This window comes from Halorubrum vacuolatum (assembly GCF_900188065.1).
In the GTDB taxonomy this organism is placed as follows: Archaea; Halobacteriota; Halobacteria; order Halobacteriales; family Haloferacaceae; genus Halorubrum; species Halorubrum vacuolatum.
This window is the reverse complement of record NZ_FZNQ01000004.1, coordinates 100,225-116,279: the sequence shown is the minus strand read 5'-3', so window position 1 is coordinate 116,279 and position 16,055 is coordinate 100,225. Positions and strand designations below refer to the sequence as shown.

Annotated in this window: 13 protein-coding genes; 10 read left to right on the top strand and 3 right to left on the bottom strand. The window is 68.9% G+C overall.

Annotated features, from left to right (window positions below; genetic code table 11):
* The first annotated feature begins 7 nt into the window (after window positions 1-7).
* Genes hemC through CHB65_RS06090 form a run of 3 tightly spaced genes read left to right on the top strand, consistent with a single transcriptional unit; the run spans window position 8 to window position 2,791 of the window.
* The gene (gene hemC / locus CHB65_RS06100) at window positions 8-1,174 is read left to right on the top strand and encodes a hydroxymethylbilane synthase (protein WP_089384173.1); all 1,167 of its coding nucleotides are present in this window, start codon (window positions 8-10) and stop codon (window positions 1,172-1,174) included.
* Window positions 1,167-1,985, top strand: coding sequence for a uroporphyrinogen-III C-methyltransferase (gene cobA, locus CHB65_RS06095; protein ID WP_089384172.1), 819 nt, complete (start codon window positions 1,167-1,169; stop codon window positions 1,983-1,985). Before hemC ends, cobA begins: the two co-directional genes overlap by 8 nt.
* The gene (locus tag CHB65_RS06090) at window positions 1,982-2,791 is read left to right on the top strand and encodes a uroporphyrinogen-III synthase (protein WP_089384171.1); all 810 of its coding nucleotides are present in this window, start codon (window positions 1,982-1,984) and stop codon (window positions 2,789-2,791) included. Before cobA ends, CHB65_RS06090 begins: the two co-directional genes overlap by 4 nt.
* A 36-nt stretch (window positions 2,792-2,827) precedes the next feature.
* Here the strand turns inward: CHB65_RS06090 and CHB65_RS06085 are convergent, their stop codons facing one another.
* Together CHB65_RS06085 and CHB65_RS06080 are read right to left on the bottom strand one after the other, a co-directional pair.
* A complete protein-coding gene (locus CHB65_RS06085; RefSeq protein ID WP_089384170.1) occupies window positions 2,828-4,285 on the bottom strand; it encodes an amidohydrolase in 1,458 nt (485 codons plus the stop codon).
* 169 nt (window positions 4,286-4,454) lie between these two features.
* Complete coding sequence (locus CHB65_RS06080; protein ID WP_089384169.1) at window positions 4,455-5,129, bottom strand: molybdenum cofactor guanylyltransferase; 675 nt, start codon at window positions 5,127-5,129, stop codon at window positions 4,455-4,457.
* Between the two features lie 118 nt (window positions 5,130-5,247).
* On the opposite strand from CHB65_RS06080, the gene CHB65_RS06075 reads away from it, so the two are divergent.
* Together CHB65_RS06075 and pdxS are read left to right on the top strand one after the other, a co-directional pair.
* Window positions 5,248-7,113, top strand: coding sequence for an aldehyde ferredoxin oxidoreductase family protein (locus CHB65_RS06075; RefSeq protein ID WP_089384168.1), 1,866 nt, complete (start codon window positions 5,248-5,250; stop codon window positions 7,111-7,113).
* A gap of 166 nt (window positions 7,114-7,279) precedes the next feature.
* On the top strand, window positions 7,280-8,188 hold the full coding sequence (pdxS, locus tag CHB65_RS06070; protein WP_089384167.1) for a pyridoxal 5'-phosphate synthase lyase subunit PdxS: 909 nt from the start codon (window positions 7,280-7,282) through the stop codon (window positions 8,186-8,188).
* Between the two features lie 30 nt (window positions 8,189-8,218).
* Here the strand turns inward: pdxS and CHB65_RS06065 are convergent, their stop codons facing one another.
* Entirely contained in the window at window positions 8,219-9,100 is an 882-nt protein-coding gene (locus tag CHB65_RS06065) for a homoserine kinase (protein WP_089384166.1), read from the bottom strand.
* 339 nt (window positions 9,101-9,439) lie between these two features.
* On the opposite strand from CHB65_RS06065, the gene pdhA reads away from it, so the two are divergent.
* The 5 genes from pdhA to CHB65_RS06040 are packed head-to-tail and all read left to right on the top strand — an operon-like array spanning window position 9,440 to window position 15,985.
* Entirely contained in the window at window positions 9,440-10,543 is a 1,104-nt protein-coding gene (gene pdhA, locus CHB65_RS06060) for a pyruvate dehydrogenase (acetyl-transferring) E1 component subunit alpha (protein ID WP_089384275.1), read from the top strand.
* Window positions 10,544-11,530, top strand: a complete 987-nt coding sequence (locus CHB65_RS06055) for an alpha-ketoacid dehydrogenase subunit beta (RefSeq protein WP_089384165.1) — start codon at window positions 10,544-10,546, stop codon at window positions 11,528-11,530.
* Window positions 11,531-11,532: 2 nt separating this feature from the next.
* On the top strand, window positions 11,533-13,191 hold the full coding sequence (locus tag CHB65_RS06050; RefSeq protein WP_089384164.1) for a dihydrolipoamide acetyltransferase family protein: 1,659 nt from the start codon (window positions 11,533-11,535) through the stop codon (window positions 13,189-13,191).
* Between the two features lie 36 nt (window positions 13,192-13,227).
* Complete coding sequence (locus CHB65_RS06045) at window positions 13,228-14,766, top strand: dihydrolipoyl dehydrogenase family protein (RefSeq protein ID WP_089384163.1); 1,539 nt, start codon at window positions 13,228-13,230, stop codon at window positions 14,764-14,766.
* A gap of 49 nt (window positions 14,767-14,815) precedes the next feature.
* Window positions 14,816-15,985 carry an extracellular solute-binding protein gene (locus tag CHB65_RS06040; protein WP_089384162.1) on the top strand — a complete coding sequence of 390 codons (1,170 nt, stop codon included), beginning with the start codon at window positions 14,816-14,818 and terminating at the stop codon, window positions 15,983-15,985.
* Window positions 15,986-16,055 lie beyond the last annotated feature (70 nt).

The following is a 16,055-nucleotide window of genomic DNA, read 5'->3' as shown; positions in this document are numbered from 1 at the left end:
TTCAGCTATGACCGATACGCTCAGACTCGCCACCCGCGGGTCGGACCTCGCCCTCCGGCAGGCCGGAGCCGTCCGTGACGTCCTGTCGACCCGCAGGCGCGACGTCGAGATCCGTCGCGTCGAGACCCGTGGCGATGAGATACGCGACGAGCTGATTCATCGGCTCGGCCGAACCGGCGCGTTCGTGCGCGCGCTTGACGAGGAGATCCTCGCCGGCGACGCGGACCTCGCCGTTCACTCGTTAAAGGACGTCCCGACGGAGACCGTCGGTGCCGACGGCCTCGTGGTCGCGGGTATCCCGGAGCGCGCCCCCGCCGGTGACGTCCTCGTCCATCCGGACGGCCTCGCGCTCGACGAACTTCCGGCGGGGGCCGTGATCGGTACGGGATCGCTCCGGCGGACGGCACAGATCAAAGCGAGCCGGCCGGATCTGACCGTCGAGCCGATCCGCGGCAACGTCGACACGCGGCTCGAAAAGCTCCTCGCGCCGCATCTGCAGGCGGAACACGAACGACGGCTGCTTGCCGAAGGTGGGCTCGATGCGGATCCCGACGGCGCGGACGACGAAGGCGACGTCGACGAAGGCGACGTGGACGACGCAGAGGACACGGACGACACCGAAACCCCCGAGGAGGCGTTCGACCGGAGCGTCGAGGAGTGGTTCGACGGGCTCACGGAGTTGGAGCGCTCGGCGATGGGTCGAGTCGTCGACGTCGAGTACGACGCGCTGGTGCTCGCGGAGGCGGGATTGCTCCGCTCGGGGCTCGCGGACGCCGTGGCGACGACCCGGCTGCCACGCGAGGAGTTCGTCCCGGCCGCCGGTCAGGGCGCCATCGCCGTCACCGCGACCGATCCGGACGTGATCGAGACGGTCCGTTCGACCGTCGATCATCCCCGAACGCGGGTGGCCGTCACGGTCGAACGAACCGTCCTCGCCGAACTCAACGGCGGCTGTATCGCGCCGATCGGCGTCTCCGCGCTCGTCCAGGGCGAGCACGTCCACGTCAGGGCGCGGGTGCTCTCGATCGACGGCACCGAGGAGGTCGCCGGCGCCCGCGACCTTCCGATCGAAAACCACGCGAAGGCGGCGGAGGCGTTCGCGGCCGAGTTGGCCGACCGGGGCGCGGCCGATCTGATCGCCGCCGCTCGCGAGGAGGTGGACGCCGATGACTGAGGGGGCAAACGGAGGCAACCCGGCGACGACGGAGCCGACGAAACCCGGGACCGTCTACCTCGTCGGGTCCGGCCCGGGCGACCCGGAGCTGTTGACCGTGAAGGCCGCCCGGCTGATCGACGAGGCCGACGTCGTCCTCCACGACAAACTCCCCGGCCCGGAGATCCTCGGGCGGATCCCCGAGGCGAAACGCGAGGACGTCGGCAAGCGCGCGGGCGGCGAGTGGACGCCACAGGAGTACACCAACCGTCGACTCGTCGAACTCGCCGAGGAGGGGCTCGCCGTCGTCCGCTTAAAAGGTGGCGACCCGTTCGTCTTCGGCCGCGGCGGCGAGGAGGCCGAACACCTCGCCGCACACGGGATCCCCTTCGAGGTCGTCCCCGGCGTCACCTCCGCGATCGCCGGCCCGGCCGTCGCCGGGATCCCCGTCACCCACCGCGATCACGCCTCCTCGGTCTCGTTCGTCACCGGCCACGAGGACCCGACGAAGGAGGAGTCGGCCGTCGAGTGGGACGCGCTCGCGGCGACGGGCGGCACCATCGTCGTCCTGATGGGCGTCGGGAAACTCCCGGAGTACGTCGCGGAACTCCGGCGCGCCGGCCTCGACGGCGACGTCCCCGCGGCGCTCGTCGAGCGGGCGACGTGGCCCGATATGCACGTCGCGACCGGTACGCTGGAGACCATCGTCGACGTGCGCGATTCGGCCGACATCTCGCCCCCGGCGATCACGGTGATCGGCGAGGTGGCGGCGACCCGCGACCGCGTGATCGACTTCCTCATGAACGCGAGCGAGGAGGAGGGAGAAGAATGAACCGAACCGATGAGGATGCGGAAGTGGGCGAAGGGAAGCGAACCGGCGATGCCCCCCGTATCGCCGTCTTCAGGCCCGCAGACGAACGGATCGACGACGCCGTCGAGCGCCTCGAAGCGCTCGGCGCGGAGGCGGTCGCCGACCCGATGCTCGCCGTCGAGCCCACGGGTGCGACCCCGGGGCCGGGCACGTACGTGATCGTGACGAGCAAGACGGGGGTCGAACTCGCCGCGGAAGCCGGCTGGGACCCCGACGACGCGACCCTCGTCGCCATCGGCCCCGCGACCGCGGCCGCCGCTCGCGAGGCCGGCTGGACGGTCGATCTGATCCCCGAGGAGTACACCTCGACCGGGCTCGTCGAACTGCTCGAAGGCGACGTCGCCGGCGAGCGCGTCGAGGTGGCCCGCTCGGATCACGGCAGCGACGTGCTTTTAAAGGGACTTCACGACGCGGGTGCGGATCTCAACGAGACGGTGCTCTACCGGCTCGTGCGACCCGAGGGAAGCGGCAAGTCGGCCGCGATGGCCGCCCGCGGCGAGCTCGATGCGGTCGCGTTCACCTCCTCGCTCACCGTGATCCACTTCCTCGAGGCGGCCGAGGAGCGGGGGATCCGGGAGGAGGCGATCGAGGGGTTGAACCGGGCGGTCGTGGGTACGATCGGACCACCGACGGCGGAGACGGCGACCGAACAGGGGATCGACGTGGACGTGGTCCCCGAAACCGCCGAGTTCGACACGCTTGCCGCCGCAGTCGTCGAGGCGGCACGTAAGCGCGAACAGCGTGAAAAACGGGAACAACGCGAATAACGGGAATAACAGAGCGACGACGGTCGCTCGTCGCGCTCAGTCGTCCGCGGTGACGACTCGGACGCGATCGGATGTATCGAGGTCGAGCGTCGGCCGCGCCACGTCGAACAGCTCGTACGGGTCGGCGTCCGCGGGCATCGGCGAGTCGTAGTCGACGCCGCCACGTGCCTCGAACTCCTCGGAGACCGCCGCCAACAGGTCGCCGTCCGAGAGCAACCGGACGAGCGTGGCCCCGATCGTCTTCGCGGCATAACACATTCCATCGACCCCGACGGATCCGCTCGCGGCGACCGCCTGCCAGGAGTGCAGCGGCGTCCCGACCGGGAACGTCGCCGTCGTCATCCGGCCGAGCGGAACGACCTGGCTCACGTCCCCGGAGTCCGTCGAGTACGAGCCGGTGGTGCCGGCGTCGAAGGCGTCGAGCGGCTCGGTGAAATACGGTCCCGCTCGTGCCCGCTCACGAACATCCGCGGGCAGCACCGACACCGCCTCGGAGCCGTTTTCAAGCGTCTCGTGGAGGTCGGCCGCGAGCGCTCGGTCGGTGACATCGAAGCCACCGAGATCGGTCATGACCTCGCCGATCGTCGCGGCGAGCGTCTCGTTCGGACGGACGCCGTAGACGCCGCCCGTCTGGGTCACCTCGACGTCGACGTCCGCCATGAGCGCCGCGCCGCGGGCGGCGTTTCTGAACCACTCGCTCACGGTCTCGACCTGCGTCCGGCTCGGTGCACGGACGAGGTACTCGGCGGTCGCCTCCGCCGGGACGACGTTCGGCGCGGCGCCGCCGTCGGTGATGACGTAGTGCAACCGAACGGGGTCAGGGACGTGTTCACGCATATACTCGACGGCGGTGTTGAGTAGTTGAATGGCATCGAGCGCGCTCCGGCCGGCCTCGGGGGCGGCCGCGGCGTGTGAGGGGGTGCCGCGTGCGGTCACCTCGAAGCTATCGACCGCGAGACACGAGGCGGCCGTGGGCGCGTTGTACCAGCCGGGGTGCCAGGAGACGAGCGCGTCGACGTCGTCGAAGGCGCCGGCGCGTGTCATGTACGTCTTGCCGGAGCCGCCCTCCTCGGCGGGCGTACCGGCGTAGATGACCGTTCCCTCCAGCCCGTCGTCGATGGCGTCCGCGACCGCGAGCGCGCCGCCGAGCGAACCCACGCCGAAGAGGTTGTGTCCGCAGCCGTGACCGGGCGCGCCATCCTCGACGGGCTCCCGGTTCGCGGTCGCCCGCTGGGAAAGCCCGGGGAGCGCGTCGTACTCGCCCAGCGTCCCGACGACGGGACTCCCGTCCCCGTATCGCGCGAGAAACGCGGTCTCGATGTCGCCGACGCCGACGTCGACCGTGAAGCCGCGCTCGATGAGCGCGTCTATCAACTGCTCGGCGGCATACGTCTCCTCGAAGGCGGTCTGTGGGTGTTCCCAGATCTTCCTGGAGAGGGCGGTGAGTTGCTCACGACGGGCGTCAACCGACGCAGCGACCGATTCGGTGTCCATGAGGGGATATCACGAAGCGAGCGCAAAAGTGTTCGTCCGGCCGCCGCGCGGGCAACGACGTCCCGGCCACCGCCCATCCCGTGAGGCCCGCCACCGTTCATCCCGTGAGGCCCACCACCGTTCATCCCGTGAGGCCCGCCACTGTTCATCCCGTGAGGCCCGCCACCGCTCACCCCGTGATACCCTCGATGATCCCCTCGGCGGCCTCGAGGTCGTCATCGGTGTTGATGTTCTCGAAGGTCCGTTCCTCGGTTCGGCGCCGGATCGTCGCGTCGTCGACGACGACGTAGGACAGTTCGAAGAGCGGATCGAGGATCTTTCGGTCGCCGCGAGCGAGCGCCTGCTCACAGGCGTCCGCCATCGCATCCGCACGGTAGACGGCCTGTGTCGTCTGAAACCATCGGTCCTCGAGTCGGGGGACCGCGGCGTCATGGCCCGCCGCGTCCGCGAAGAGCGTCGCGACGAAAGCGGGGTCCACGAAGGGCATATCGCAGGCGACGACGAACGCGTAGTCGCTCGGTGCGGCCCGACAGGCGTTGCGGATCCCCGCCATCGGACCGAGGTCCGGCTCCTCGTCGATGGCCCACCGGACGGGGAGCGGAACGTCCGCGAGCGCCGTCTCGATCGCCTCGCGCTGGTCGGCCCGACAGTTGACCACGAGGTCGTCCACGACGGGATCGCCGCCGGACGCGCGTCCCGCCCCGGGTGGAATCGGATCATCCGTCCCCGCGAGCCGGTTCGCGACCCGACGGATCATCGGCACCCCTGCGAGCGGGGCGACCGACTTGTCCGCCTCGCCGAACCGCGTCGAACGGCCGCCCGCCACGATGGCTCCGGTCGTCATGGTCGATATGTCTCAGCGCAGGGGCTTCGCGTTTGTGGTCGCCCGGAGATCGGTCGAGCGCACCCACCCGTCCGACCCGACAGCATATACGTCAGCCCGCGTAACTCCGTGACACCGAATGACTGACCGGACTCACGTGCTGCGGGCCGATCTCTCCACGGGCACGGTCACGCGTGAGCGTGTCCCGGAGCGATGGCGGCGACGATACCTCGGCGGCAAGGGACTCGGCGCACGCTATCTCTATGCGGAACTCGACGCCGGCGTCGATCCGCTCGGCGCAGAGAACCTGCTCGGGTTCTTCGTCGGCCCGCTCTCCGGATCGCTCCCGGGCGAACTGCGGTACGCCGCGGTGACGAAATCGCCGCTCACCGGCCTGTTCCTCGACTCGTATGCGGGCGGTGCGTTCGCCTCCCGACTGGCCGGCAGCCTCGATGACTGCCTCGGCCTGCTCGTCACCGGGGCCGCCGAGGATCCCGTCCGGATCGAGATCGAAGACGGGAACGGGCGGATCCTCGCGGCGGGGACATGGGGCGCGGACGCGGCCGAGACCGCGAACGCCCACCCGGACGCGGCGGTCGCCTGTGTGGGTCCAGCCGGCGAGGCCGGTGTCCGCTACGCGACCATCGCCAGCGACGGCGGCGAGCACCACGCCGGACGTGGCGGCGCGGGTGCCGTTATGGGCGCGAAGGGGCTCAAGGCGGTGCTCGCGCGCGGGCCGACGGCCGAGCCGCCGACGGCCGAACTCGCCGCGCTTCGGGAGGCGGCGACGGAGCGATACGCCGAGGAGGACGTGGGGCGCTGGCAGCGCGCCGCCGAGACCCTCGAATCGGCCGATTTTGCCGACACCGTGGGCGCGCTGGCGACGGAGGGATGGCAGCGGGGGCGCTTCGAGGGGATCGACGGGATCGGTATCGACGCCGCCCGCGCGGCCGCATCCGAGCGGGAGAACCCCGACGAATCCGTACCGGGCGGGTTTCGGGTCGAGACGGAGTCGGGCGAGACCGTCCCACGCGGGGCGACCCAGATGACCTTCGGCGCGGGCCTCGGCCTCGACGACTTCGATGCGGTCGCGACGCTCGGCGGCCGCTGTGATCGGCTCGGACTCGACGTGATCGAAGCGGGAACCGCCGTGGCGTGGGTCGCCCGCGCAAACGAGGCAGGCGAACTCGATGTGACTGGAAGACTACCCGGCGGCACCCGGATCGAGGACGTGACGTTCGGCGACCCGGAGGCGGCACGCGACCTCGTGACGGCGATCGCCGGGATCGGCTGGGACGAGCGCGACGTGGACGACGGGGTCGCCGACCTCGTGTGCGCGCTGCGTGAGGGCGTGGAGGCCGCCGCCGATCGGGTCGGCTACGACGGCGTCCCCACGATGAAATCGATGTCGCTTCCGGGGTACGACCCGCGGGTCGCGGTCGGGATGGCGCTCGCGTACGCGACGAGCGATCGCGGCGGCTGTCATCGGCGCGCGAGGCCGATCGAGGCGGAGGTCTTCGCCGCGTGGGACGACGACGACCGGGTCGAGGCGGTGATCGCTGCACAGGACACCCGCTCGGTCCTCTGGAGCCTCGTCGCCGACGACTTCGCCGGCGAAACGCTCTGGGACGACTACGGGGCGTCGTTCATGGCGGCACACGTCGGGACGACCGGCGGCGACCTCCCGCAGACCCCGGCAGGGCTCGCCGAGTGCGGTGAACGGATCTGGACGCTCGTTCGCCTGTTTAACGCCCGCGAAGGCGCGGACCGGACCGACGACCGGCTACCGGCGGTCCTCTCGGAGCCGATCGCGAACGGCCCCGCCGCCGGGAGTCGGATCGATCCGGCGGCCTTCGAGGAGCTATTAACGGCGTACTACCGCGCCCGGGGATGGGGCCCGGACGGGTTGCCGACGGCGGCGACGGTCGCCGGCCTCGGGCTGGCCGATCTCGTCGACGGCTCGACGCCGGTCGGCACCCCGTTCCCCACGGATGGACCGTCGTGAGTCGGGGGGAAAATGGCCGGCCGGAGGAACGGGCCGAAGCGGCGGGGAGACGGGTTGAAGGCGGTTGGAAGCACGGGCCAAAAACCGCGGGGTGAACGGATCGTCAACGACGGGAGAAACGGGCCGAAAGCGACCCGTTAAGTGTGCGCCAGCCCTAGAGATTTCCATGCCAGAGGCCACGGATCTGGAGGAGCTGAAACACGGCACCGAGCTGATAAAACGCGGCTTCGCCCGGATGCAAAAAGGCGGGGTGATCATGGACGTCGTCACCCGCGAGCAGGCCCGGATCGCGGAGGATGCCGGAGCCGTCGCGGTGATGGCGCTTGAGGCCGTTCCGGCGGACATCCGCAAACGCGGCGGTGTCGCCCGCATGCCCGACCCGACGAACGTGACCGAGATCATCGACGAGGTCTCCATCCCCGTGATGGGCAAATCGCGGATCGGCCACCGCAAGGAGGCCGAGATCCTGGAGGCGCTCGGCGTCGACATGATCGACGAGTCGGAGGTGCTCACGCCCGCCGACGACGAGTATCACATCGACAAGCGGGCCTTCACCTCCCCGTTCGTCTGCGGGGCGCGTAACCTTCCCGAGGCGCTGCGGCGCATCAACGAGGGCGCGGCGATGATCCGGACGAAGGGTGAGGCCGGAACGGGCGACGTGAATCAGGCGGTGAAACACCAGCGGACGATCAAACACCAGATCCGCACCCTCACCGGCCTCAACCACGAGGAGCGCGAGAAGTGGGCCCGTGATCACGGTGCGCCACGCGAACTGGTCCACGAGACGGCCGAGGCCGGTCGCCTCCCCGTGGTCAACTTCGCTGCGGGCGGGATCGCGACGCCCGCCGACGCCGCGCTCATGATGTATCACGGCTGTGACGGCATCTTCGTCGGCTCCGGTATCTTCGGCGCGGAGGACCCCGTCGAGATGGGCAACGCCATCGTCGAGGCGGTGAACAACTGGGACGACCCCGACGAGCTCGCCGCCATCGCCACCGGCATCGGCAAGGGCATGAAGGGACAGTCGAACGACTCGATCCCCGAGGAGGAACGGCTTCAGAGCCGCGGCGTCTAGCGCCGACACGACGAACTTTTGAGTACGTACTCACCCGCGGAGCACCGTCGTCCCCTCGCCGATCCGCGTTTGGTAGGCACGGGCGTCGATGCCGGCGTCCGCGAAGCCGTCGAGCATCGCGGCGGCAACCCGGCGGCGGTCGCCATCGCGACACGCGGCGATGACCGCGGGGCCCGCGCCGCTGACGGTAACCCCGGTCGCGCCCGCCGCAAAGGCGGCCTCGCGGACGTCGTCGTAGCCGGTGATGAGCCGCGCGCGTTCGGGTGTGACGACGGGATCGTCCATGCCGGCGCCGACGAGGTCCGGGTCGGAACGACACATGCCGACGGTCAGGGTGGCGGCGTTGCCGACGGTCTCGACGAGCGCCTCCATCGGCGCGGTATCGGGGACGACACGCCGGGCATCACGCGTCGAGACAGCCACGTCGGGGAGACAGGCGACGAGCGGAACGTCCGCGCTCACCGCGCGGGTGCCGTGTGTGCTCGTGATCGTGAAGCCGCCGAGGATCGACGGCGCGACGTTGTCGGCGTGGGCGACCCCGGAGACGACGACCTCGCCCTCCGCCGCGATCGGGACGAGTTCGGTTCGTGAGAGCCCGCGGTCATACAGCCGGTTGAGCGCGACCGCCGCGCCCGCGGCGCTGGCGGCCGAGGAGCCGAGCCCGGAGGCCGGCCGAACGCCCTTGTCGATGTGGATGTGGGCGGGCGCATCGAGCGCCTCGACGACCGCGCCGACCGTGTTCTTCTCGGGGTCCTCCGGGATGTACTGCGCGCCGACGCCGGTCACCTCGATGGTCGTCCGGTCGGCCTTCTCGACCGTCACGACATCGGCCGGGCGCGAGAGCGCGGCCCCGAAGACGTCGAAGCCGCTCCCGAGGTTGGCGCTCGTCGCCGGTGCCCGTACCGTGATCATGTGCGTCGGTGGACGGCAGGACTCAAAAAGCAGCGGGATCCGGGCCCGTCGATCACGGGCGTGAACGGGTGGAAACGAACAGGAGACGTGAGCGGGTGACGGTCCAGCCGTCGATCCGCCGTGAAAGCGTGCCCTTTGCCCACTACTGTTTGGAAAAATCACGATCGTTCCGAAAATATTGCCGCTGTGCTCCCATAGAACCTAAATTTGTTCAGTTTTCAAACATCGTTATGGACGTATTTATCTCGAATGGCCGTATTTTTGGCTATCGTAAACCTCCAACGAAAACACTATTAGGTGGGACTCGGACTTTTCGGGTATGAACCGGAGGGTGCGACCGTGAACGTCTTTGAGAGACCGTACGACGATCCGGTCCGCGTACTCGATGAGCACGGGGCGGTCGTCGGCGACGTCCCCGACCTTGAGGAGTCCGACCTCCTCGCGGTGTACCGGTATATGCGGATCGCCCGTCACTTCGACGGCCGGGCGGTGAGCCTGCAGCGACAGGGACGGATGGGGACGTACCCGCCGTTGTCGGGGCAGGAGGCCGCACAGGTGGGATCCGCGTACGCGCTCGGTGCGGACGACTGGATCGTTCCCTCCTACCGCGAGCACGCCGCCGCGCTCGTCCGCGGGATCCCGCTCACCCAGACGCTCCTCTACTGGATGGGCCACGAGGACGGCAACCGGGCGCCGGAGGACGTGAACGTCTTGCCCGTCGCGGTGCCCATCGCCTCGCAGGTGCCGCACGCGATGGGGGCGGCGTGGGCGTCGAAACTTCGGGACGAGGATGCCGTCGTCTGCTGTTATTTCGGTGACGGCGCGACGAGCGAGGGCGACTTCCACGAGGGCGTGAACTTCGCGGGCGTCTTCGACACCCCGAACGTCTTCTTCTGTAACAACAACCAGTGGGCGATCTCGGTGCCACGGGAGCGCCAGACCCGGAGCGAGACCCTCGCACAGAAGGCGGAGGCGTACGGGATCGATGGGGTACAGGTCGACGGGATGGACCCGCTCGCGGTCTACGCCGTGACGAAGGCGGCCGTCGAGAAGGCCCGCGACCCCGATCCAGACCGCCCGCGGCCGACGCTCATCGAGGCGGTCCAGTACCGGTTCGGCGCACACACGACCGCCGACGACCCGACCGTCTACCGCGACGACGACGAGGTCGAAACGTGGCGACGGAAGGACCCCATCCCGCGGCTGGAGTCGTATCTCCGAACCGAAGGGATCCTCGATGACGGGCGGGTCGCCTCGATCGAATCGGACGTCGAAGCGCAAGTGGCGGCGGCGATCGACGAGGCGGAGTCGATGGTGCGACCGGAACCCCGTGAGCTGTTCGAACACGCGTACGCTGCGCTCCCTACTGAGCTGGAACGACAGTTCGAGGCGCTCGAAGCGCTTCGCGAAAAACACGGCGATGCGGCCTTCCTGGAGGAATAAATGAGCGAGACACAGAACCTGACGCTGGTACAGGCGGTCCGGGACGCGTTATATACGGAGATGCAATTGGACGAGGAGGTGATCGTCCTCGGACAGGACGTCGGCAAAAACGGCGGCGTCTTCCGGGCGACGGAAGGGTTGTTCGAGGAGTTCGGCGGTGACCGCGTGGTCGACACACCACTTGCGGAATCGGGGATCGTCGGCTGTGCGGTCGGGATGGCCGCGATGGGAATGCGGCCGGTTCCGGAGATCCAGTTCTCCGGCTTTATGTACCCGAGCTACGACCAGATCGTCTCACACATGGCCCGCTTCCGCGCGCGCAGCCGCGGTCGGTTCACCCTCCCGATGACGCTCCGTGCGCCCTACGGCGGGGGTATCCGGGCACCCGAACACCACTCCGAATCGAAGGAGGCGTTCTACGTCCACGAGGCAGGGTTGAAAGTCGTGATGCCGTCGACCCCGTACGACACCAAGGGTCTCCTCATCTCGGCGATCCGTGACCCGGATCCCGTCATCTTCCTCGAACCGAAGCTCATCTATCGGGCGTTCCGCGGCGAGGTACCCGAGGAGGATTACACCGTCCCGATCGGCGAGGCGGTCACCCGTCGCGAGGGCGAGGACGTCACGGTCTTCACCTACGGCGCGATGGCCCGCCCGACGCTCGAAGCCGCGGAGTCGCTCACGGAGGAGGGGATCGACGCCGAGGTGGTCGACCTGCGAACGGTCTCGCCGCTCGACCGGGAGGCGATCGTCGACGCGTTTAAACGGACCGGCCGGGCGGTCGTCGTCCACGAGGCGCCGAAGACCGGCGGGCTCGCCGGGGAGATCACGGCGATCATTCAGGAGGAGGCGCTGTTGTATCAGGAGGCCCCCGTCACGCGCGTCACCGGCTTCGACGTTCCCTATCCGCTCTACGCGCTGGAGGACTACTACCTCCCGAGCGTGACACGTATCGAGGAAGGTATCAGGGAGGCGGTGGAGTTCTGATCATGGCCATCAAGGAATTCAAATTACCCGACGTTGGCGAGGGCGTCGCCGAGGGCGAACTCGTCACCTGGTTGGTCGAACCCGGCGACCGCGTCGAGGAGGATCAGCCGGTCGCGGAGGTCGAGACGGACAAGGCCCTCGTGGAGGTACCCTCGCGATACGACGGGGTCGTCGAGGAGCTGTTCGCCGAGGAAGGCGAGATCGTTCCCGTCGGAAACGTGATCATCTCGTTCCGCGTCGATGAGGACGATGAGGCCCCCGAGTCGGCGGCCGACACGGACGACGGTCCCGCCGAGCCGAGCGAGGCCGAGGTCGACGACACCGATGTAGCCGACGACACCGACGCTGCCGACGATGCGGACGCCGTCGCTCCCGGCGGTCGAACCTTCGCGCCGCCGTCGGTCCGGCGGCTCGCTCGCGAACTGGGCGTCGACCTCGCCGCGGTCGACGGGAGCGGCCCGGGTGGCCGGGTGGGCGAGTCGGACGTTCGCGCGTACGCTGACGAGGAAACGGATTCCGCGGACGACGAAGCGGACGACGCACCCACCCCGAAGCCCATCGACATCGGATCGGAGGATCGGGGATCCGCGGTGACGAAACGCGGGGGCGGCGACGACTCGGACGCCGCTGCGGGCGGGGCATCGGCGGGGGCAACCGCAACCGAACCGGCGGGACGGGATCGGACGCTCGCCGCGCCGGCGACGCGGAAGCTGGCGCGCGAGTTCGGCGTCGAGGTCGACGACGTGCCGACCGACCGCACCCGCGAGGGCGAGCCGTTCGTCGACGAGGCGGCGGTACGCGCCTACGCGGAGGCGGACGCGTCGTCGGCACCGCCCACGGACGTAACGGGAGCTGCGGAAGCGACGGACGCGGCAGAAGCGGCCTGCACGGCCGGAGCGACCGCCGCCGACCCTGAAGGCACCGTCATCGACCGGATCCCGTACCGTGGGGTCCGCCGGACGATCGGCAAGCGGATGGAGCAGTCGAAGTTCACCGCCCCACACGTCACCCATCACGACACGGCGGAGGTGGACGCGCTCGTCGACGCTCGCGCCGAACTCAAGCCAAAGGCGGAGGCGGCCGGGGTGAAACTCACCTACATGCCGTTCGTGATGAAGGCGGTCGTCGCCGGGCTGAAGGCGTACCCGCAGTTGAACAGCGAACTTCGCGAGGAGGACGAGGAGATCCTGATCAAAGGCGAGTACAACCTCGGGATCGCGGTCGCGACCGACGCCGGCCTGATGGTCCCCGTCGTCCGGGACGTGGATACAAAGGGTCTGTTCGAGCTGGCCGACGAGGTGAACGACCTCGCCGCCCGCGCCCGCGAGCGCGAGATCACCCCGGCGGAGATGAAGGGCGGGACGTTCACGCTCACGAACTTCGGGGCGATCGGCGGCGAGTACGCGACGCCCATCATCAACTACCCGGAGACGGCGATCCTCGGGCTCGGCGCGATCGAGGAGCGGCCGGTCGTCCGCAGTCACGCCGACGTCGACGGCGGCTTCCTCGATGAGGCGGACGGATCGACGGTCGTCCCGGCCCCGACGCTGCCGCTGTCGCTGTCGATCGACCACCGGGTCGTCGACGGTGCGGAGGCGGCGGCGTTCGCGAACACGGTACAGGACCACTTGGAGAATCCCCTGCTGTTGCTAACCGAATGAACTCACAAAAATACCCAGCGATGGAGGAACGATAGTATGGTCGTCGGAGACGTCACGACGGGAACGGAGGTACTGGTGATCGGCGCGGGGCCGGGCGGCTACGTCGCCGCGATCCGGGCCGCCCAACGCGGCCTCGACACGACGCTCGTCGAACGGGACGCCTACGGCGGCGCCTGTCTCAACCGGGGCTGTATCCCTTCGAAGGCGCTCATCACGGCGACGGACCTGGCCCACGAGGCGGGTAACGCGGAGTCGATGGGGATCCACGCGGATCCCGCCGTCGACTTCGCGAAGACCGTCGACTGGAAGGACGGGATCGTCGATCGACTCACGAGCGGCGTCGAGAAGCTCTGTAAAGCGAACCGCGTGAACCTCATCGAGGGGGAGGCGTCGTTCGTCGACGAACACACGGTCCGCGTCGCCCACGGCGGCGACGGTCAGGGCTCGGAGTCGCTCTCCTTCGAGCACGCGATCATCGCGACCGGGTCGCGGCCGATCGAGATCCCCGGCTTCGCGTTCAGCGAGGACCACATCTGGACCTCCGCGGACGCGCTCGCGGCCGAGTCCGTTCCGGATCGACTCGCGATCGTCGGGGGCGGCTACATCGGGATGGAGCTCGCGACGGTCTATGCGAAACTCGGCGCCGAGGTTCGGGTGATCGAGATGCTCGATGACATCCTCGGCCCATACGAGGACGACATCGCTCGCGTGGTTCGGAAACGTGCCGAGGACCTCGGGATCGAGTTCCACTTCGGGGAGGGCGCGACCGGTTGGTCGGAGGGTGCCGACGGCGGCTATCTCCTCCACACCGAGCCCGTCGAGGAGGGTGCCGATGGCGACGAGGATGGTACCGATGGCGACGAGGATGGTACCGATGGCGACGAGGATCGGGAGACCGAGGACAGCGACACGGACGCCGATGTCGACGATACCGACGGCGGGTCCACCTACGCGGCCGACAAGATCCTCGTCGCCGTCGGCCGGCAGCCCGTCACCGACACGCTCGATCTGGAACGCGCCGGCATCGAGACGACCGATCGGGGCTTCATCGAGACCGACGATCGCGCCCGGACCGACGTCGAGCATATCCACGCGGTCGGCGACGTCGCCGGCGAGCCGATGCTCGCCCACGTCGCCTCGGTTGAAGGGATCGTCGCCGCCGAGACCATCGCGGGTGAACCGGCCGCGCTCGACCGACAGGCGGTCCCCGCCGCGGTCTTTACCGACCCGGAGATCGGCACCGTCGGGATGACTGAATCGGAGGCGGCGGAAGCGGGGTTCGACCCGGTCGTCGGCGAGATGCCGTTCATGGGCTCCGGCCGCGCGCTGACCACCGGACACACCGACGGGTTCGTTCGGATCGTCGCGGACGACGGGACCGGCTTCGTGCTCGGCGGGCAGATCGTCGGCCCGGAGGCGTCGGAGCTTATCGCGGAGGTCGCCCTCGCCGTCGAGATGGGGGCCACACTGGAGGACGTGACGGGGACGACCCACACGCATCCGACGCTCTCGGAGGCGGTGATGGAGGCCGCCGAGAACGCCCTCGGACAGGCGATCCACACGCTCAACCGGTAGTCGGCGGCGACCGACAGGCATTTACTTTTAGGTTAACCTAAATCCACGCATGGAGGACAACCAGCGTGGGCGCGACCACACGATCGGCCGCCGGCCGTTTCTCGCCGCGGCCGGTGCATCCGTTGCGGGGCTCACCGGGCTCGCCGGTTGTCTCGGTGGGAATGGCGGCAATCCGGCGGGTGCCGTCGCGGACGCCGAACCGCTCGGTGAACCGGTCACTTCCTCGGGCGTCACGTGGGACGACCTCGGCGACCTCGAAGGGGAACTCACCATCTACTCCGGGCGGACCGCGGACCAGATCGACCTCGTCTTTGACGCCTTGGAGGAACGGTACGACGACCTGACGATCGGCCGCGACTACGACGACAACAACACACAGGTCAACTCGCTTATGCAGGAGGGCGAGGCCACTCCCGCCGACGTGTTTTACTCGCAGGACCCCGGCGCGCTTGAGGCGGTCAGGGCCGAGGACCTCGTGCAGGCGCTTCCCGCGGATGTCGTCGACGCGGTCCCCGCGAGCTACCGCCATCCGGACGGGCTCTGGACCGGGGTCAGCGGACGGGTTCGCTCGATCCTGTATAACGAGGACCGGCTCGATGAGACGGACTTCGATGACGCGGACGACCTGCCGAGCGACATCTTCGCGTACGCCGAGGATTCCCGTTTCGAGGGGATCATCTCGACGCGTCCGAACTCCGGCACGTTCCGCGGGTTTATCCAGGCGATGGTCGAGCTCGAAGGTGAGGAGACCACCCGCGGGTGGGTGCGTGATTTCATGGATCAGGATCCGCAGTTGTTCTCCGGCGGGAGCGATCAGGCGGAGGCGATCAACCGCGGCGGCGACGACGACCCGATCTTCGCGCTCGGCAACAGCTATTACGGCGCGCGGCTCGTCAATGAGGATCCCACCGCCCCGATCCGCGTGACTTTCACCCAAGGCGACGCGGGGGCGCTCTTCAGCGTCGCGGGCGTCGCGGCCACCCCCACCGTCGACGACCCCGAACTCGTGGCCGAGTTCGTGCGTCACCTCCTCGCCATTGAGGGACAGGAAGCGATGATGGAGGATAACGGGGAGTTTCCCGTTATCGAGGGCGTCGACTACGTCGGCGACCTTCCCAATCCCGCAGACCTCGACTCCCCCGAGTTCGACCTTTCGGGATTCGATATGGACTTACAGAGCGCGAGCCGGCTCCTCGAAGAGGAAGGGATGGAGGTCTGAACCGAGTTCCGAGACGGTGAATCGAGAGACGAGCGCAGCCAGCACGCCGGATCGACGACTCAGAAGAGTC